Source organism: Bacillota bacterium (assembly GCA_030019365.1).
GTDB lineage: Bacteria > Bacillota > Sulfobacillia > JACIYH01 > JACIYH01 > JACIYH01.
Map to the genome: position 1 here is coordinate 143,682 of JASEFA010000003.1, position 19,315 is coordinate 162,996.

Annotated in this window: 16 protein-coding genes; 12 read left to right on the forward strand and 4 right to left on the reverse strand. The window is 67.5% G+C overall.

Going from position 1 to position 19,315, the window contains the following annotated elements; translation table 11 throughout:
- Positions 1 to 40 precede the first annotated feature (40 nt).
- From QME70_06835 to uvrB, 11 genes are all read left to right on the forward strand, one after another.
- Positions 41 to 742, forward strand: coding sequence for a DUF2993 domain-containing protein (locus QME70_06835; protein ID MDI6894309.1), 702 nt, complete (start codon positions 41 to 43; stop codon positions 740 to 742).
- Entirely contained in the window at positions 739 to 1,218 is a 480-nt protein-coding gene (locus QME70_06840; protein MDI6894310.1) for a hypothetical protein, read from the forward strand. Before QME70_06835 ends, QME70_06840 begins: the two co-directional genes overlap by 4 nt.
- A gap of 139 nt (positions 1,219 to 1,357) precedes the next feature.
- On the forward strand, positions 1,358 to 2,164 hold the full coding sequence (locus QME70_06845) for a WecB/TagA/CpsF family glycosyltransferase (GenBank protein ID MDI6894311.1): 807 nt from the start codon (positions 1,358 to 1,360) through the stop codon (positions 2,162 to 2,164).
- Positions 2,151 to 2,987: a transketolase gene (locus tag QME70_06850; protein ID MDI6894312.1), complete on the forward strand. Its 837-nt coding sequence runs from the start codon at positions 2,151 to 2,153 to the stop codon at positions 2,985 to 2,987. The genes QME70_06845 and QME70_06850 overlap by 14 nt, the downstream gene beginning before the upstream one ends.
- Positions 2,984 to 3,973 carry a transketolase family protein gene (locus QME70_06855; GenBank protein MDI6894313.1) on the forward strand — a complete coding sequence of 330 codons (990 nt, stop codon included), beginning with the start codon at positions 2,984 to 2,986 and terminating at the stop codon, positions 3,971 to 3,973. The genes QME70_06850 and QME70_06855 overlap by 4 nt, the downstream gene beginning before the upstream one ends.
- A gap of 229 nt (positions 3,974 to 4,202) precedes the next feature.
- The gene (gene ftsE / locus QME70_06860; GenBank protein ID MDI6894314.1) at positions 4,203 to 4,889 is read left to right on the forward strand and encodes a cell division ATP-binding protein FtsE; all 687 of its coding nucleotides are present in this window, start codon (positions 4,203 to 4,205) and stop codon (positions 4,887 to 4,889) included.
- Positions 4,879 to 5,898: a permease-like cell division protein FtsX gene (gene ftsX / locus QME70_06865; GenBank protein MDI6894315.1), complete on the forward strand. Its 1,020-nt coding sequence runs from the start codon at positions 4,879 to 4,881 to the stop codon at positions 5,896 to 5,898. The genes ftsE and ftsX overlap by 11 nt, the downstream gene beginning before the upstream one ends.
- A 56-nt stretch (positions 5,899 to 5,954) precedes the next feature.
- Positions 5,955 to 7,187, forward strand: coding sequence for a peptidoglycan DD-metalloendopeptidase family protein (locus tag QME70_06870; protein MDI6894316.1), 1,233 nt, complete (start codon positions 5,955 to 5,957; stop codon positions 7,185 to 7,187).
- 107 nt (positions 7,188 to 7,294) lie between these two features.
- Complete coding sequence (locus tag QME70_06875) at positions 7,295 to 8,551, forward strand: S41 family peptidase (protein ID MDI6894317.1); 1,257 nt, start codon at positions 7,295 to 7,297, stop codon at positions 8,549 to 8,551.
- 4 nt (positions 8,552 to 8,555) lie between these two features.
- Positions 8,556 to 9,818 (forward strand): PDZ domain-containing protein, encoded by a 1,263-nt coding sequence (locus QME70_06880; protein MDI6894318.1) that lies wholly within the window; start codon positions 8,556 to 8,558, stop codon positions 9,816 to 9,818.
- A 32-nt stretch (positions 9,819 to 9,850) separates the two neighbouring features.
- On the forward strand, positions 9,851 to 11,956 hold the full coding sequence (gene uvrB, locus QME70_06885; protein ID MDI6894319.1) for an excinuclease ABC subunit UvrB: 2,106 nt from the start codon (positions 9,851 to 9,853) through the stop codon (positions 11,954 to 11,956).
- Between the two features lie 65 nt (positions 11,957 to 12,021).
- On the opposite strand, the gene QME70_06890 is transcribed toward uvrB, so the two are convergent.
- The 4 genes from QME70_06890 to QME70_06905 all read right to left on the reverse strand — a co-directional run bounded on the left by QME70_06890 (position 12,022) and on the right by QME70_06905 (position 16,153).
- Positions 12,022 to 12,375, reverse strand: a complete 354-nt coding sequence (locus tag QME70_06890) for an aspartyl protease family protein (protein ID MDI6894320.1) — start codon at positions 12,373 to 12,375, stop codon at positions 12,022 to 12,024.
- A gap of 192 nt (positions 12,376 to 12,567) precedes the next feature.
- Positions 12,568 to 13,545, reverse strand: a complete 978-nt coding sequence (locus tag QME70_06895) for an ABC transporter permease (protein MDI6894321.1) — start codon at positions 13,543 to 13,545, stop codon at positions 12,568 to 12,570.
- Positions 13,511 to 14,515, reverse strand: a complete 1,005-nt coding sequence (locus QME70_06900) for an ABC transporter permease (protein MDI6894322.1) — start codon at positions 14,513 to 14,515, stop codon at positions 13,511 to 13,513. The genes QME70_06895 and QME70_06900 overlap by 35 nt, the downstream gene beginning before the upstream one ends.
- 57 nt (positions 14,516 to 14,572) lie before the next feature.
- Positions 14,573 to 16,153 (reverse strand): ABC transporter substrate-binding protein, encoded by a 1,581-nt coding sequence (locus QME70_06905; GenBank protein ID MDI6894323.1) that lies wholly within the window; start codon positions 16,151 to 16,153, stop codon positions 14,573 to 14,575.
- A 205-nt stretch (positions 16,154 to 16,358) separates the two neighbouring features.
- Here QME70_06905 and uvrA point away from each other — a divergent pair, with 205 nt between their 5' ends.
- Positions 16,359 to 19,298 (forward strand): excinuclease ABC subunit UvrA, encoded by a 2,940-nt coding sequence (gene uvrA / locus QME70_06910; GenBank protein MDI6894324.1) that lies wholly within the window; start codon positions 16,359 to 16,361, stop codon positions 19,296 to 19,298.
- Positions 19,299 to 19,315 lie beyond the last annotated feature (17 nt).

Consider the following 19,315-nt stretch of genomic DNA (forward strand, 5'->3'; position numbering starts at 1 on the left):
TGGGCAATCTAACAGGAGAAAACCTGTGGGGAGGATTGCCATGCGCAGGATGATGCTGGCCGCGGTCGGAGCTCTGGCGGGGGTGCTGGTGCTGGGGCAGTTGCTGATACCCCTCTTTCTGGCGCGCCGGGTGGAGGCGGCCCTGGAAAGCAGCCTGGGTATGCAGGGACTTAGGGTACACGTGGAGGTTTTCCCTTTCCTCAAGCTCATGGCGGGAGGAATAGACGCCCTGCGGGTCGAAGGGGAGAACCTGGCTGCCGGCGATTTGAACCTGGACCGGCTGGAAGCTGCCGTGACCTCGCTCCGCCTGAATGTACCCAGGCTGTGGCGGACGGGCACCCTGGCCTGGAGTGATCCCGGCCAGGCCCGCATGCGGATGGAGGTTTCCGAGGACAGCGTGAACCGCTTTCTCCAGTCCCACCTGGGGTCCGGGGTCAGGGCGGTGGTGACGGAGGGCAGGATGGAGATCGTATCCGCCCTGCTGATCGGTGGGCAGGAGGCTCCTGTCTCGGTGGCGGGGGTGCCCGTGGTGAACCCGGATGGGAGTGTGGGATTCCGGGTGGAGGAAGTGAGCGTGGCCGGGCAAGCCGTGCCCCAGGCGGTGCGGGACATGGCCCTGCGCTTCCTGGGGTTCCCCGGAGCCCGCGTCGAGGTGGGGGAGTTGCCCTGGCCGGTCAAACCGGAACAGATCATCCTTAAGGACCGGAAAATAGTGCTGGTAGCCGGGGGAGGTACGCCGTGAAGCTGACCAGGATGGTGCTGGGGTTCCTCCTGGCGTTTTGCCTGCTGGCCGGGGCGGCGGGTGGGTATGCGTGGGGCAGGCAGGCGCGCGCCCAGGCCCCGGAGCCGGGCACCGAGCAGGACCCGCTGGTGACCAGGAGTTATGTGGATGACAAGCTGCAGGCCCTGGCCGACAAGGGCTACGTGGATCAGTTAGTGACAGCCAGGGTGCAGCCTCTGAACCTGCAGGTGGTGGAGCTGCCCAAAGGGAAGCAGTTGGTGGCGGAAGGGGGCACCGAGATCGTCGTGCGGGCCGGCAGGGCCACCGTGGTGGGCAGCAACCTGGGGGGCCTGGCCGACGTGACGGTGGGCAGGGATCTCGCCAAAGGGGAAGCGCCCCTCAACCACCTGCTGGTGGTTCCCCGCAGCGACGGGCGTGGGCTCAAGGCCATCACCGACTGTGTGGTGCTGGTCCGGGGTGGCTACAGCGTCCGGTGAGGCCCCCCAGCAAGCATCTGGGGCCACCGGGCGGGCGTCCGGGGTGCCTGAGCAGGCGTCCGGCCGCGGCAGGGAATGGTCTGGCACGGGATTGCAGGCCGGGTCCGCGAGAGCGGCCGGGCGGGTGAAGGTGCTGGGCGTGAGGGTAAGGGTGCTGGGCGTGGGGTTTGATCCTGTCTCGCCCGAGGATGCCTTCTCCCTGGCCTTGCACTGGCTGGGAGAAGGAGGCGGCCTGCACCTCGTGGTTACCGCCAATCCGGAAACCGTTATGAAGGCGCAGCGGCTGCCCGAGCTCGCCCGCGCCATCGAGCGGGCCGACCTGGTGGTGGCGGACGGGGTGGGGGTGGTGTGGGCTTCCCGCCGCCTGGGGCGGCCGCTGCCGGGCAGGGTGGCCGGCATCGAGCTGGCCGAGCGGCTGCTGGAGCACTGTGCTGGCACCGGGCAGCCCGTCTTCCTGCTGGGGGGGCGGCCGGCCTCCCCCGGACAACCAGCCCTTGCCGGGAGGCCGGCTTCCGCAGGGAGGCGGGCTGCTGCCGGGAGGCGGGCGGTGGCAGAGGCGGCCGCGGGGGCCCTGGCCCGGCGCTGGCCCGGCCTGAGGGTATCCGGCACCTGGCACGGGTATTTCACCCGGGAAGATGAGCCCACTGTGCTGCAGGCGGTGTCCGCGGCCCGGCCGGTGCTGCTCCTGTGCGGGATGGGGTCCCCCCGCCAGGAACTGTGGCTGGCCCGCCACGCCGCCTTCCTCCGGGAATGCGGGGTGCGGGTGGCCATCGGAGTGGGTGGGGCCCTGGACGTGTGGTCGGGGGACGTGGGGCGCGCCCCCCCCCTGCTGCGGTGGGCCGGGCTGGAGTGGCTGTGGCGCCTGGGCCAGAGCCCCCGCAGGTTGGGACGGCAGCTGCAGCTGGTGAGGTTTGTGCTGGAGGTTCTCAGACATGGAGACAACTGAAGCGGTCCAGGAGCGGGAGCTGGAGGGCATTGCCCGCCGGGTGAGACACCACATCGTGCGGATGGTCGCTGAGGCGGGATCGGGGCATCCGGGAGGCTCTCTCTCCTGCGCGGACATACTGGTGGCCCTGTACTTCCGCGTGCTCCACGTGGATCCCAACCGTCCGGAGTGGCCCGAGCGCGATCGCTTCGTGCTCTCCAAGGGGCACGCCTGTCCGGCCCTGTATGCGGTGCTGGCCGAGCGGGGCTTCTTTCCCATCGAGGATCTGCGGACGCTGCGCCGGCTGGGGTCTCACCTGCAGGGGCATCCGGACATGCGCAAGACGCCCGGGGTGGAAGCTTCCACCGGTTCCCTGGGGCAGGGGCTTTCCATCGGGCTGGGAATGGCCCTGGCGGCCCGCCTGGATGCGGCGGCTTGGCGGGTGTACGTCCTTTTGGGCGACGGGGAGATCCAGGAGGGCCAGGTGTGGGAGGCGGCTATGGCGGCGGCCCATTACCGGGCGGACGGCCTCACTGCCATCCTGGACTGGAACGGGCTGCAGATCGACGGCCCCAACGATGAGGTCATGAGCGTGCGGCCGGTGGCCGAGAAGTGGCGGGGCTTCGGCTGGGAGGTTAGGGAGATCGACGGGCACCGGTTCCCCGAGATCCTGGATGCCCTCGCCTGGGCGCGCACGGTGCGGGGGCGGCCGGCCATCATCCTGGCCCGCACGGTGAAGGGCAGGGGAGTCTCTTTCATGGAGGGGCAGGTCGACTGGCACGGGAAGGCACCGTCGCCGCCCCAGGCGGAGCAGGCACTGGCGGAACTGGGGGGAGAAGGGTGAGCCAGACGACGCGGGCAGCACCGACGGGGGGGGCGACGCGGGCGGCACCGGCAAGCGAGGCGACGCGGGCCGCGTACGGGCAGGCCCTGGTGGAGCTGGGGCACCAGGACCCCCGGGTGGTGGTCCTGGACGCCGATCTTTCCAAGTCCACCCACACGGCCCTGTTCGCCCGGGAGTTTCCCCACCGCCACTTCAACATGGGGATCGCGGAGCAGAACATGATGGGGGTGGCAGCCGGCCTGGCGTCGGCGGGCAAGATTCCCTTCGCCTCTACCTTCGCCGTTTTCGCCAGCGGGCGCTGCTTCGACCAGTTGCGGGTATCCATCTGCTATCCGGGATTGAACGTGAAGATCGGCGCGTCCCACGCCGGCATCACCGTGGGCGAGGACGGAGCCTCCCACCAGGCCATCGAAGACGTGGCCCTCATGTCGGCGCTGCCCGGCATGACCGTGGTGGTGCCGGCCGACGGGCCGGAGACCCGGCAGGCGGTGTTCAGCGCTGCTGCCCGGCCGGGTCCCTGGTACCTGCGGCTGGGACGACCGCCCGTGCCCGTGGTGACACCCCCCGGCTACCGCTTCCAGGTGGGCAGGGGGTGCGTCCTGCGCCAGGGTCACGACGTAGCCATCATCGCCTGCGGGGTGATGGTGGCGCAGGCGCTGGCGGCGGCCGAAGAGCTGGCCCGAGATGGCGTGGACGCCACCGTGGTGAACATGTCCACCATCAAGCCGCTGGATGCGGAGATGGTCGTCCAGGTGGCGCGGGAGTGCGGGGCGGTGGTGACTGCCGAGGAGCACAGTGTGATCGGGGGCCTGGGGGCAGCGGTGGCTGCGGTGCTGGGAGAAGTGTACCCGGTGCCCCTGGAGCGGGTGGGGATCCGGGACCGCTTCGGGCAGTCGGGCAAACCCGACGAGCTGATGGCCGAATACGGCCTCACCGCTGACGACGTGGTCCGCGCCGCCCGGAAAGCCCTCGACCGGAAAGGGTAGCACCTCCAGCGCCAGTGCGGCCAGGACCGAGGCACCGGCGGGAGAGGACGAGAGCCGGGGAGTCGTCCGGCTGACACATGTTGGCGACTGAAGGCGCTGGCGGCTGAGGATGTTGGTTTTTCCTTCCTGGGCTGTGGGGGAAAAGGAATTTGCGGCTTTTTGTCGAAGGCCTGTGTGAGACAGGCCTTTCTGTTGTCCGCGGGGCGCTTCAACGGGAACGGTGTCGGCGGTGATCGAGTTCTACGGGGTAAGCAAGACCTTCCCTAACCAGGTGACGGCCCTTCGGGACATCGACTTGCAGGTGGGGAACGGCGAATTCGTCTTCGTGGTCGGGCCCAGCGGGGCGGGGAAGTCCACGCTCGTAAAGCTGGTTTACCGCGAGGAGATCCCCACCCGGGGGCGACTTCTGGTAGGGGGGCGCGATGTCACCGCCCTGCGGCCGGCTCAGGTATGCTACCTGAGAAGGACCATTGGGGTGGTGTTTCAGGATTTCCGCCTGCTGCCCAACAAAACCGTATTCGACAACGTGGCCTTTGCCATGCGCGTGGTGGAGGCGGGGCCACGAGAAATCAGGCGCCGCGTACCCCAGGTGCTGGAGTTGGTCGGCCTCTCCGACCGGGCCCGCGCCTGTCCCGACGAGCTTTCCGGCGGTGAGCAGCAGCGGGTGGGATTGGCGCGCGCGATCGTGAACAACCCTTCCGTCCTTCTCGCAGATGAGCCCACGGGGAATCTGGATCCCCGTACTTCCCTGGAGATCCTGCGCCTGCTCATGGATATCAACCGCATGGGGACCACCGTGATCATGGCTACTCATGCCCGCCACCTGGTGAATGTGGCTCGCCGCCGGGTGGTGGAGCTCGACGCCGGCCGCCTGGTCCGCGACGAGCTGCGGGGTGGCTACGGGCATGAAGGTTAGGACCTGGGGGTACCTGGTCAAAGAGGCGTGGGGTGGGATCCGCACCGGCAGGCTGATGGCGGTGGCCTCGGTGAGCACGGTGGCGGTATCCCTCCTCGTCCTGGGGTTGTTCCTGGCCCTGGTGCTGAACCTGGGACGGCTCATGGCGCAGGTGGAGTCGGAAGTCCAGATCCGGGCCTTCCTGGTGGACGGCACGGGAACGCCGGCAGGCGGTCAGGGCGGTGCGGGCATGTGGGGGACTTCCCCCGGGGGTTCTCCCGGCGGTTCTCCGGGCGGTTCGGGGGGCGGCACCGGCTCCTCCGGAAGCGCGGAGGGGCAGGGGCAACCGGGGCGGCCCGATGTGGCCCAACTGGAGGGGCAGATCAAGCAGTTCGAGGGGGTCACCGCGGTCCGGTTCGTGAGCAAGGAAGAAGCGCTGGAGCGCATGCGCCAGTCCTTCGGCGAGCGAGCGCCCGTCCTGGAGGCGGTGGACGACATCAATCCCCTGCCCGATTCCTTTGAGGTACAGGTGGCCCGTCCGGAACTGGTGAGGCCGGTGGCCGAAGCCATCGCCGCCCTGCCCGGGGTGGCGCAGGTGGATTACAAGCACGACACGGTGGACCGGCTCTTTCGCCTGACGGCAGTGATACGTGGCCTGGGGCTTGCGGTGGCGGTCTTCCTGGTGCTGGGGTCCACGGTGGTCATCTCGAATGCCGTCAGGCTTACTGTGTTCGCGCGGCGCCGGGAGGTGGCCATCATGAAGCTGGTGGGTGCCACCGACTGGTTCATACGCTGGCCCTTCGTACTCGAGGGTCTGGCCCTGGGCGTGGCCGGAGCCGCGCTGGCGGTGGGGGCCCTGGCGGGGGCGTACTGGTGGGCGGCGGGCGTGGCGGCCCGCACGCTACCCTTCCTGCCTCTGATCGCCCCCGAAAAGGTGCTGCGGTCCCTGGCGTGGCCCGTGCTGGGCCTGGGGGCACTGGTGGGCAGCCTGGGGAGCGCGGTTTCCCTCCGCCGCTTCCTGCATGTTTGACCGGCGCGGCGGATCGGGGTGCGGGTACGGGCGTTCCGATGGGGAGAGACGGAGCGGTGATCGGAGTGATGTGGTTGCTGGTGAAGCGACGAATGGGATGGTCGAGATCGACCTTCGCCCGGCGGGCGCGGGGGTACATAGCGGGCTGCCTGGCGCTGTTGCTGCTGGGAAGCGTGTGGGCGGCCGGGTGGCCACCCCCTCGGGCGGCTGCCGCCAGCGAGGCAGAGCTGCAGAAGAAGGAAGCCGAACTGCAGCAGCGGCTGAAGGAGATCGAGCGGAAGATTGCCGAGTACGAGCGCCTGCTCACCCAGTCCCGGGGGCAGGAGAAGGCGGTGCGCAACGAGCTCCTGCGGCTCGAGCGGCAGCTCGACCAGACCCGCAAGGACCTGGCCTACCTGCAGAACCGGCTCAAGGTGACCGGCCAGCAACTCGACCAGACCCGGGCCGAGCTGGAACGGACCCAGAAGGAGCTGGAGTGGCGCACGGACTTGCTGGGACGGCGACTGCGGGCGCTCTATGAGTCGGGGCCCGTGAGTTACCTGGAGGTCCTGCTGGGCGCCACCAGCTTCTCCGATTTCCTCACGCGAGTACAGTTCCTGCAGTTGATCACGACCAGGGATGTGGAGGTCATGGTCAGCGTGCAGCAGCTCCGTGACCAGGTGGCGGCCAAGAAAGGACGCCTGGAGAACCTGCAGGCCCAGTTGCAGGACCTGCATGCCCGCACTCAGGAGAAGGAAGCCGCCGTGCGGGCCCAGAGCGCCAGCCGCCAGAAGCTGCTGGCGACCATCCAGAACCGGGCCGACGAGTACGAGCGCGCCCTGGACGAGCTGGAGGCCCTGTCTCGCCAGCTGGAAAAGGAGATCGCCGCCATCCAGGCCCAGTACGGGCTGGGCAAACGCGACCTGCACATGATCCGGCCCGTGGAGGGAAAGCTGACTTCCCGGTTCGGCAACCGGTTCCACCCGATCATCCGCAAGTGGAGGATGCACACCGGGATCGACATCGGGGCGCCCTCGGGACGCTCCATCGTGGCAGCGGAGTCGGGGCGGGTGATGACGGCGGGCTGGCTGGGGGGATATGGAAAGGCGGTGACCATCGACCACGGGGGCGGGATTTCCACCCTGTACGCCCACATGTCCGAGATCCTGGTTTCCCCGGGGCAGATGGTGAGCAAGGGGCAGGCGATCGGAAGGGTGGGGGACACGGGGCTGGCGACCGGACCGCACCTGCATTTCGAGGTGCGCGTTTCCGGTAAGCCCGCCGACCCCCTGCGCTGGGTGCGTTACTAGCGATCGGTCGCGGGTCTTCTCGCGTGTTGAGCACAGGTCGGTCATATGCTAAACTAGGGCCGGGTGCTACCGGCCCCATCTTTTTGTCCCCGCGAGGAGAGTGGCCCATGGAACACAGGGCGACGGTATCGCGACAGAAAATCGTGGAAGGGTTGGCCCGGCGGCGGCGGCGGCAGACCCAGCGGGTGCTGCTGGGCGCCATCCTCCTGGTCATCCTCTCCAGCCTGGTCACTTACGCCGTTTTCGGCTCCGGCACCCCCGGCCTGGCGTCCGGCGCCGATCCGCGCATAAGCAAGCTCTGGACCATTATCCGGCTCGTCCAGGAGCAGTACGTCGACGGGCCCGTTGACGTCGACAAACTGGTTGAAGGTGCTTACGAGGGCATAGTGCGGGCCCTCGGGGATCCTCACTCCAACTACCTGACCAAAGAAGCTTACGATGAGTGGATGATCGATATCGGGGGGCGGTACGCCGGGGTGGGCATGACCATCATCGACCGCGATGGCGTGGTGGAGGTGGTGCGTCCCTTCCCGGGCACGCCTGCTCACAAGGCCGGGCTGCGGCCTGGTGATCGCATCATCAAGGTCGACGACCGCGATACCGCCGGTCTCACCGCCGATGACGTGGCCAACCTGGTGCGCGGCCAACCCGGTACCCGCGTCAAGCTAACCGTCGAGAGAGACGCCGACGGTTCCGTGCAGGTGCTTGATTTCGATCTGGTGCGGGCCAGCATCCAGGTCCCGGCGGTGGAAGCGGCGGGGGTCCTGCCGGGGGGCATCGGGTACATTCAACTGACCAGCTTCAACGAGAACGCCTACGATCAGACCCTTGCCGCCCTGGACTCGCTGCAGAAGCAGGGTATGCGCGCCCTCATCCTGGACCTGCGCCACAACGGCGGGGGAGCGCTCGACCAGGCGGTGAAGATCTCGGGCCTGCTGGTACCGCGCGGTGTGGTGGTCTCGGTGGTGGGACGGGACGGTCGTAAGGAAGAGTACCGTACTGAGGGGCCCGGCCTGGGGAAGCCCCTGGTGCTGCTGGTCGACGGTTATACGGCCAGTGCTTCCGAGATCGTGGCGGGTGCCGTGCGGGACTACGGCGTGGGCAAGCTGGTGGGCACCAAGACCTTCGGCAAGGGTTCGGTGCAGCACCTGTTCCCCCTGCCCGACGGATCCGGGGTGCGGGTGACGGTGGCCAAATACTACACGCCCGGCGGCACCTCCATCCACAAAGTAGGCTTCAAGCCCGATATCGAGGTGGCCCTCCCCCAGGGCGAAATGCCCCTGGCGCCGCTGGAGGGCAACAAGGTCGATGCCCAGGTGGCAAAGGCTCTGGAAGTGCTGAAGGGCCTCCTGGGAGAGCGGTGAGGCGATGCAACCATTTGTGGACCTGGGGCTGGCCATCCTGCGGGCCCTGCCCTCTGCTCTGCTGGACCCCACGTACGCCATAGCTTTCTGGCTGGTGGTGCTGCTCGTGTTCTTCCAGTACCGGCGGGTGGCAGGGATGGAGGAGCGCCTGTACGGCTTTGTCAAGAACCAGCCCGGCCACCAGACTATCCTGGCGGCCGCCCAGGGACTGGTGGGCGGGCTCATCGGAAGCTTCATCCTGGTATTCGTGGGGGTGTCGCTTTCGGGGGCCGGCGTGCAGTACCTGCTGCCGGTGGCCCTGCTGCTTTACCTGGTCAGCCCCCGCCTTATGTGCTTCTCGTACGCGGGCGGGATAATCTCCGTGCTGTACCTCTTGTTTGGTGTCCCGCGCGTGAGTGTGGGGGGCATCATGGCCCTGGTGGCCATTCTTCACCTCACCGAAAGCCTTCTTATCAGGCTGAGCGGGTACACCTGTGCCACCCCGGTGACGATCCGGAACGAGCGCCGGGAACTGGTGGGGGCGTTCACCCTGCAGAAGTTCTGGCCCGTTCCCATCGTGGTTCTGGTGCTGCTGGCGATGCCCGACCCCTCCCAGCTGGGAGGACTGATACAGATGCCCGACTGGTGGCCGCTTCTGCGCGCCGACCGGTTGGTGAACCCGGAGACGGCCGTGTACGCCCTGCTCCCGGTAATGGCGGCGGTGGGGTATGCCGAGGTGGCCATCACGGACGCGCCCCGGCAGGTGAGCCGGCGCACGGCGGTGCGCCTGGCGGGGTACAGCCTGGCCCTGCTGGTGCTGGCGGTGGCGGCCTCCCGTGCCCCCTGGATGGAGTGGCCCGCTGCCCTCTTCGGTCCCCTCGGCCACGAGGCAGTGGTGCGCAGGTCTCTGCGCAGGGAGATGGCGGGGGAACCGTGGTTGCGGCCCTCGGGGACGGGGGTGCGTATCCTCGACGTGATGCCGGGGTCGCCGGCAGCCCACATGGGAGTGGGACCGGGGGACACCCTGGTGGCCATCAACGGGGAGCCGGTGCATGCGGCTCATCACGTCGAGGAGATCCTGGGGCAACCTTACCTGTGGCTGGAGCTGACGGTGAGGCGGCCGGACGGCCGGCTGGAACGCCTGGTGTGGCGGAAGCAGGTGCAGCGCCTGGGCATCATCCCCCTGCCGGGCCCCGGTGAAGCGGGCGAGCCCCAGGTGCGACCCATCCGCTCGCCCCTGGTGGCCTGGCTGGAGGCATGGTGGCGCCGCCGCCACAGCCCGCGCTGACCGCGCCGGTTACAGGGGGCGCGCAAAGGGGGATGGGCGTGGGGTTCCGTCTGGTGTCGGATTTCAGGCCGCGGGGCGACCAGCCGGAGGCGATCGAGCGGCTGGTGGATGCTCTGCACCGGGGGTGCCGTCACCAGACCCTGCTGGGGATCACCGGCAGCGGCAAGACCTACGTCGCTTCCCAGGTGATCGCCCGGGTGCAGCGTCCCACCCTGGTGATCTCCCACAACAAGATCCTGGCCGCCCAGCTGTGCTCCGAGTTCAAACAGTTCTTCCCGGAAAACGCCGTCGAGTACTTCGTCAGCTACTACGACTACTATCAGCCCGAGGCGTACATCCCCCAGAGCGACACCTACATCGAGAAGGACACCCTCATCAACGACGAGATCGACAAGCTCCGCCACGCCGCCACCACCGCCCTGTTCGAGCGGCGGGACGTGATCGTGGTGGCGTCGGTGTCTTGCATCTACGGTTTGGGCGACCCCTCCGACTACCGCGACCTCTGCCTTTCCCTGCGGGTGGGGCAGCGGCGGAGCCGCGACGAGATCCTGCGCAAGCTGGTGGACATCCAGTACGACCGCAACGACATCAACTTCGTGCGGGGCAAGTTCCGGGTGCGGGGGGACGTGGTGGAGGTGTTCCCCGCTTCGTACACGGAGCGGGCCGTGCGCATCGAGCTCTTCGGGGACGAGATCGAGCGCATCACCGAGGTGGACGTGCTCACCGGTGAGGTACTGGGCGAGCGCTATCACGTGGCCATCTTCCCCGCCAGCCACTACGTAACCACCGACGAAAAGATGGAGCGGGCCATCGCCTCCATCGAGGCCGAGCTGGCCGGGCGCCTGGAGTACTTCCGGTCACGCGGCAAGCTCCTGGAGGCCCAGCGGCTGGAGCAGCGCACCCGCTACGACCTGGAGATGCTGCGGGAGGTGGGGTACTGTCCCGGCATCGAGAACTACTCGCGCCACCTCACGGGCCGCAAGCCGGGCGAGCCCCCCTACACCCTGCTGGACTTCTTCCCCGAGGACTACCTCCTCATCATCGACGAATCCCACGTCACCGTACCGCAAGTGCGGGCCATGTACCACGGCGACCGCACCCGCAAGGACTCCCTGGTGGAGTACGGCTTCCGCCTACCATCAGCCTATGACAACCGCCCCCTCACCTTCGACGAATTCGAGAAGCGGGTGGGCCAGGTCATTTACATGTCCGCCACCCCCGGGCCCTACGAGCTGGAGAAGTCGGACCAGGTGGTGGAGCTGGTGGTGCGTCCCACCGGGCTGGTGGACCCGGAGGTGGAGGTGCGCCCCGTCCGGGGCCAGGTAGACGACCTGCTCGCGGAAATCCGCAAGCGCGCGACGAAAGACCAGCGGGTGCTGGTGACCACCCTCACCAAGCGCATGGCCGAGGACCTCTCCGACTACCTGCGGGAGATGGGGGTGCGGGTGCGGTACATGCACTCCGAGGTGGACACCCTGGAGCGCATGGAGATCGTCCGCGACCTGCGGCTGGGCGCCTTCGACGTGCTGGTGGGCATCAACCTCCTGCGGGAGGGGCTCGACCTGCCCGAGGTCTCCCTGGTGGCCATCCTGGACGCCGACCAGGAGGGGTTCCTGCGCTCCGATACGTCCCTCATCCAGACCATCGGGCGGGCGGCCCGCAATGCCGAAGGCCGGGTGCTCATGTACGCCGACACGGTCACCGACTCCATGCGCCGGGCCATCGAGGAGACGGAGCGGCGCCGGCGCAAGCAGATGGAGTACAACCGGCGGCACGGCATCACCCCGCAGACGGTGAAGAAGGCCGTGCGCCAGGTCATCGAGGCCACCCGGGTGGCCCAGAAGGGTCCCGAATACCTGGCGGACAAAGACCTGCGCGAAGTCGCCCCCCGCGACATCCCCGCCCTGGTGGAGCGCCTCCAGAAGGAAATGAAGGAGGCCGCCCGCAAGCTGGAGTTCGAGCACGCCGCCACCCTGCGCGACATGATCTTCGAACTCGAGCAGCGTGCTTCGTCAGGTGCCTTGTTCTTGCGCACCGCTCCCCAGGCTGGTGGTCGCTCTACCCGTGCTGGCCACGCGCAGCGTAACCCTGGCGGACGTGCGCGGGGCAACCGTTCGGGGGGCCGGCCGAACAGGTGAGGCCAACGGCAGCGTGTACGGGGGCGGGGTTACGTTGCCAGGAGTTGTTCGCACAGCCCCCTCGATCAGATGAGTAACATCCTCATGGGCTGCAAAGTCCGGCTGAAGGGGTTGAACACGAGGCCCAGGATCTCAAGGGTAACCACGCCCAAGAGGGCTTCGTCGTCCTTCTCTCCAAGAATAACCGGAGTGTGGCCTTCTCCCTGTTGGAGTGAGATGTGGCACTCGGACACGTACCTCTCCACACTGCTGCCATCGGCAAGAGTAAAGGTCATCTTGCGCTTGGGTCCGAGCTCGATGGACTGCCACACGGAGAGCGGCACCAGAGAGTACGTTGCCCCGCTGTCGACCAGGAATCTGACTTTCTCCTGCTTCCCTGTTGGACCCGTGACAATACCTTCCACGTACGTGATCCCCATGAACTCACCTCCGATCAGGCGGTCCCGTGGCAGAGTTCTTCCCGGGTAGTTTCCGGACCGGGTTGGCCTCAACAAGATGTTGCGATCGCTCGATGCGCCGCAACCGTGATGGGTCTTGTGGTATCCCATATATTGTACCATGTTCCGCCCGGCGTTGTTTGCCGCGGGGGACGTACGCGGGCGGCAGAAAAATCAGGTGCGGAGACGGGGGTCGAGGGCGTCGCGCAGGCCGTCACCGAACAGGTTGAAGCCGAGCACCACCACCATGATGGCCAGGCCGGGATAGGTGCACACATGGGGGTGGGTGGTCAGGAAGCGACGGCCGTCGGCCAGCATGAGACCCCATTCCGGCTGGGGACGCTGGGCCCCCAATCCGAGGAATCCCAGCGCCGCCGCCTCCAGGATGGCGCTGCCCACGCCCAGGGTGGCCTGCACGATGAGGGGGGCCAGGGTGTTGGGGAGCACGTGGCGGGCCAGCACGCGTGGCTCCCGATTGCCCACCGCGCGAGCCGCCTGTACGTACTCTGTTTCCTTGATGGCCAGGATGGAGCCCCGCACCAGGCGTGCATAGGTGGGAACGCCGACGATGCCTACGGCGATCATGCAGTTGACCAGGCCGGGTCCCATCATGGCCATGATGGCGATGGCGAGCAGGATACTGGGGAAGGCCAGCATGACGTCCATGATGCGCATGATGATGGAGTCGGCCCGGCCCCCGTAGAACCCGGCGACGGAGCCCAGCACCATTCCGATGCCCAGGCCGATGCCCACGGCTATCACGCCCACCTGCAGGGTGATGCGCGTGCCGTAGATGATGCGGCTCAGGATGTCGCGACCCAGGTCGTCGGTCCCCAGCAGATGGCGGGAGCTGGGTCCCTGGAGCTGTTCGGGCATGTTCCCCGCCGTGGGAGAGTAAGGTGCCAGCCAGGGTGCGAATATGGCGGTGACGATAAGCAGGATGGCGATCCCCAGGCCGGCCATGGCGGCGCGGTTCCGGCGCAGTCTCCTCCACACGTCCGAACCGCGCTTTACCCTCCCCGGCGGCAGGCCGTCTCCCGCGTGGGCGGCGGTGCTGCCGGAAGGCAGGCCTGCTCCCGCATGGGCGGGGGTGCTGCCGGAGGGCAGGCCGGCGCCGCTATTGATACCGGATGCGGGGGTCGAGGAAGACATAGATCACATCCACCAGCAGATTCACCAGCACGAAGCCGGCAGCGATGAGCAGGACCACCCCCTGCACCTGGGGATAGTCGCGGGCGTAGATGGCGTCCACGGCGAACTTGCCCAGGCCGGGCCACGAAAAGATGGTTTCCGTCAGTACCGCGCCGCCCAGGAGCCGGCCCACGGTGAGACCCACCACGGTCACCACGGGGATGAGGGCGTTCTTGAGGGCGTGCTTGTAGATGACCACGCGCTCCGCCAGGCCCTTGGACCGGGCGGTGCGGATGTAATCCTGCCTGATTACCTCCAGCATGCTGGAACGGGTCATGCGGGCGATGATGGCCATCTGGATGGCCCCCAGGGCCACGCTGGGGAGCACCAGGTGCCGGAGGGCATCCCAGAAGGCGGCCGCGTTGCCGGTGAGAAGGGCGTCCACAAGGTGCAGTCCGGTGATGCGGGCGAGGTGGACCTCCACGGACAGGCGTGCCGAGATGGGCAGCCAGGTTAGAGCCACCCCGAAGAGGAAGATGAGCATGAGCCCCAGCCAGAACACGGGCATGGATACCCCGGCTACCGCCACCACCATGCTGAGGTTGTCCCATACCGAATACTGGCGTACGGCGGCGATTACACCGAACAGCACCCCCGTTGCCACGGCCAGGAACAGGGCGCACATGGTGAGCTCCAGGGTGGCGGGGAAGCGCACCGCTATCTCCCGCGTGACCATCTCCTGGGTGCGGATGGACCGTCCCAGGTCGCCCTGGAGCGCGCGTAGCAGGAAGCGACCGTACTGCACGTGCAGGGGGTCGTAGAGCCCGAGGGCCCGGCGCAGTTCCTCCGCCCGTTCGGGAGAAGCCTTTTCCCCCAGCATGACCAGCACGGGGTCACCCGGGATGAGGTGCATGATGAGGAAGACTATGATGGATATCCCCAGCAAAACGGGGAGTATGGCGACCAGGCGGCGTGCGATGTAACTCGTCATTTCCAGCCCCGTGGTTTGGGAGGGGGCCGGACCTCCCCGGCCCGGCCCCCCGTCCCCTTACTGCGGCAGCGCTACGTCCTTGAGGAAGAACAACGTGAGCGGGCTCTGGGTGAAGCCGGTCACGCCCTTGCGGAGCACCACCATGTCCTGGGTGTGGGTGATGAACACCCAGGGGGCGTCCTTCACGATCAGGTCCACCGCCTGGCGGTACAGGTCGGCACGGGCGGCTTCGTCCGTGGTCTTCTGGGCCTTGAGCAGCAGATCGTCCACCTGCGCGTTGGAGTAGCGGGCCCGGTTGCCGCCCGGGATGTTGTCCGTGGAGAGCAGGGCGTACAGGAAGTTGTCTACGTCGCCGTTGTCACCCATCCAGCCGAGGAAGAAGGGCCCGTCGAAGCCCTTCTCCGACTTGCTCTGGGCCAGATACGAGGTCCACTCCATGGTCTGGATGGTGCAGGTGATGCCCACCTTCTCCAGGTCGGCGGCCACCGCTTCGGCCAGCTTGGCTCCCACCGGGTTGTAGGCGCGCGGGTTGGGGTAGCACCACAGGCTCATCTTCATACCCTTGGCGAAGCCGGCCTGCTTGAGGAGCTCCTTTGCCTTCTCGGGATCGTAGGGATAGCCGGGCACGTCGTAGTCCAGGATAGTCTTGGGCACCGGGCCGGTGGCGACTATGGCGGCCGCCTTATACAGGTAGTTGACGATGTTCTCCTTGTTGATGGCGTAGGAGATGGCCTGACGCACCCTGACGTCCGAGAACGGCTTGAGCCGGGTGGGGAAGCAGAGGTAGTTGATGTTGAGGCCGGGCTGCTTCATGAGGGCGAGGTTGGTGTCCTTCTCCACGGTGGCGATGTCGTTGGGGTCCAGGCCGTCCATCAGGTGGATGTTGCCCGCCTGCAGCTCGGCCAGGCGCACCGAGTTCTCCGGGATCACCCGGAAGATGACCTGGTCCACCTTGGGGGCCCCGCCCCAGTACTCCTTGTTGGCCTCCAGCACGATCTGGCTGTCGCGGTCCCACTTCACGAACTTGAAAGGACCGGTCCCCACCGGGTTCTTGAAGAAGTCGTCGCCGAACTTCTCCAAGGCGGCCGGGCTGACGATGGCGTTGCAGAACATGGCGATGTTACGCAGGAAGGGACCGAAGGGGTGATTGAGGACGAACTTCACCGTGTACTCGTCGACCTTGACGACCTCCTTGACCACCCCCAGGGTCATCTCGGCGTATTCCATGTCCTCATAGTAGTACTTGTGGTTATTGTCCATCTGGCGCTGGAAGGAAAAGAGCACGGCGTCGGCGTTGAACGGGGTGCCATCGTGGAACTTCACCCCCTGGCGCAGGTGGAAGGTCCACTCCGTCCCGTCGGCGGAGGGCTCGTACTTCTCCGCCAGGGCGGGCTCCACGTCCGTGCTTCCGGGCTTGAACTGGACCAGGGTGTCGAAGATGTTGAGGGTGATCTTGACCGACTCGCCGCTGGTGGTGCGGGCGGGGTCGAGGCGATCGGCATCGGCTCCGCGTCCGAACACCAGGATGACGGGCTTCTTCTCCTCGGCAGCAGGCTTCTGCTGCTGCGCACAGGCGGCCAGACTCGCCAGCATGAGGCAGGCCAACACCAGCGCAATCCACTTTGCCTTCTGTCTCACCGGTAACCCCCTCCTTTCCTGACGCTTATTCGCGGTCGTATGGGAAACTTCCTCCAATCCTGCCAACATAATGAATGGCGGAGAGCTTTGGTGGGAGGGCCGGGCTGGTGTGCTATAATCCCCCCAGGAGGGGAGGGCGTACTGGCCACGTCACCCGCGCGGCAGGCGGGGCGAGCCCGGGGGCCGGGGCGCTGCAGCTTGAAGGATGCGTGAGATTTCCAGGGGGCGCGACACCATCCTGGTGCGCGGCGCCCGCGAGCACAACCTGAAGGATATCGACGTCGAGATCCCCCGCAACCAGCTGGTGGTGATCACGGGGGTGTCGGGGAGCGGCAAGAGCAGCCTGGCCATCGACACCCTGTTCGCCGAGGGGCAGCGGCGGTATGTGGAGTCGCTGTCGGCGTATGCCCGCCAGTTCCTGGGGCAACTGAACAAGCCCGACGTAGACCTCATCGAGGGGCTGTCGCCGGCCATCTGCATCGACCAGAAGGCGGCCAGCCGCAACCCCCGCTCCACGGTGGGGACGGTCACCGAAGTGTACGACTACCTCCGCCTGCTCTTTGCCCGCATTGGCAAGCCCCACTGCCCCCGCTGTGGGCGGCCCATCACCTCCATGACCGTGGATCAGATGGTGGACAGGGTGCTGGCCCAGCCCGAGGGTACCCGGCTGCTGGTACTGGCACCCATGGTGCGGGGGCGCAAGGGTGAGCACCAGAAGGTACTGGAGGACCTGCGCCGGGCCGGGTACGTAAGGGTACGGGTGGATGGCGAGGTTAGGGAACTCTCCGAGGACATCCAGCTCGAGAAGTACAAGCGGCACACCATTGAGGCGGTGGTGGACCGCATCGTGGTCCGTCCGGACGTGGGCAGCCGCCTGGCGGATTCCCTGGAGAAGGCGGTGGAGCTTTCCGGCGGGCTGGCCGTGGTACAGGTGGTGGACGGGGAGGAGATGCTCTTCTCCCAGGAGATGGCCTGCCCCGACTGCGGCATTTCCCTGGGTGAGCTGCAGCCCCGCCTGTTCTCCTTTAACAGCCCTTATGGGGCGTGCCCCGAGTGCGACGGGCTGGGCACCAGCATGGAGATCGACCCCGACCTGGTGCTGGATCGCTCCCGTTCTCTTTCCGAGGGTGCGGTGGTGGCCTGGTTCCGGGGCAACGGTACGTACTACCCGCAGTTGCTGGAGGCGGTGGCCGAGCACTTCGGTATCGACACGGAGGTGCCGGTGGCCGACCTGCCCGAGCGCCATGTACACATCATCCTCTACGGGGCGCCGGGGGAGCGCGTCCGGTTCCGCTACGTCAACCCCTACGGGCGGGTGCGGGTGCATGACATCCACTTCGACGGGGTGATCGCCAACCTGGAGCGTCGCCACAGGGAGGCTCAGACCGACGCCCAGCGCATGGAGATCGAGGAGTTCATGTCCAGCCGTCCCTGTTCCGCCTGCAAGGGGGCTCGCCTGCGCCCGGAGGCTCTGGCGGTAAAGGTGGGGGGACTGTCCGTGGCCGAGGTGACCGCCATGTCGGTCGCGCGGGCGCGGGAGTTCTTCTCCCGCCTGGAACTCACCCCGCGCGAGCACCTCATCGCCGACCGCATCCTCAAGGAGATCGGGGCCCGGCTGGGCTTCATGGTGAACGTGGGGCTGGAATACCTCACCCTGGACCGGCCCACGGGGACGCTGGCCGGGGGTGAGGCCCAGCGCATCCGCCTGGCCACCCAGATCGGCTCCGGACTCATGGGGGTGCTGTACATCCTGGATGAGCCCAGCATCGGCCTGCACCAGCGGGACAACGCCCGCCTCATCGCCACCCTCAAGCGGTTGCGCGGCCTGGGCAACACCGTCCTGGTGGTGGAGCACGATGAGGAAATGATGCGGGCAGCGGACTGGGTCATCGACATGGGCCCCGGTGCCGGTGCCCACGGCGGTGAGGTGGTGGTGGCCGGCACCGTGGACGAGGTGGCCTCCTGCCCGCGTTCCCTCACCGGGAAGTACCTCTCTGGGGAGGCGGCCATCGCCGTACCCCTGGCGCGCCGCCCGGGCCACAGTAGGACCCTCGCCGTGCGGGGGGCACGGGAGCACAACCTGAAGGACATCGACATCTCGTTCCCCCTGGGTGCCTTCGTGTGCGTCACCGGGGTGTCGGGCTCGGGCAAGAGCACCCTGGTGAACGAGATCCTCTACCGCCGACTGGCGGTGGAGTTGCACGGTGCCCGGCTCCGGGCCGGTGAGCATCGGGGGATCGAGGGCGTCGAACACCTGGACAAGGTGATCGAGATCGACCAGTCGCCCATCGGCCGGACGCCCCGTTCCAACCCGGCCACCTACATTGGGGCCTTCGACTTCGTGCGCGAGGCGTTTGCGGCCACGCCGGAGGCGCGCATGCGGGGTTACCGCCCGGGTCGCTTCAGCTTCAACGTGCGGGGCGGCCGCTGCGAGGCGTGTCGCGGCGACGGCATCATCAAGATCGAGATGCACTTCTTGCCGGATATCTACGTGCCCTGTGAGGTATGCAAAGGCAAGCGCTACAACCGGGAGACCCTGGAGGTCCGCTACCGGGGGCGCAGCATCGCCGAAGTTCTGGACATGACCGTGGAGGAGGCCCTGGAGTTCTTCTCTGCTCTGCCCCGCCTGCGCCGCAAGCTGGAGACCCTGTACGACGTGGGGCTGGGCTACATCAAGCTGGGGCAGCCCGCCACCACCCTGTCGGGCGGCGAAGCCCAGCGGGTGAAGCTGGCGGCGGAGCTCTCGCGGCGGGCCACGGGGCGCACCATGTACATCCTGGACGAGCCCACCACCGGGCTGCACTTCGATGACGTCAGGAAGCTGCTCTCCGTCCTGCACCGGCTGGTGGATGCGGGCAACACCGTGGTGGTCATCGAGCACAACATGGACGTGGTCAAGACCGCCGACTGGATCATCGACCTGGGTCCGGAGGGCGGCGACGCCGGTGGCCGGGTGGTGGCCGAGGGCACTCCCGAGGAAGTTGCCCGTACCGACACCCACACCGGTCGCTTCCTCCGCCGCTGGCTGGCATCCCGCGGCGGCCCCGCGGCCGACACGAGAGTTGCGCCCGAGCCCCTCTCACGCGCCCGTACGGTGGCCGCGGAGGCCGCGTCGGGAGCACGTGCGGCCGATGGCGGGGGATAGAGGGGCCGGCGACCTTC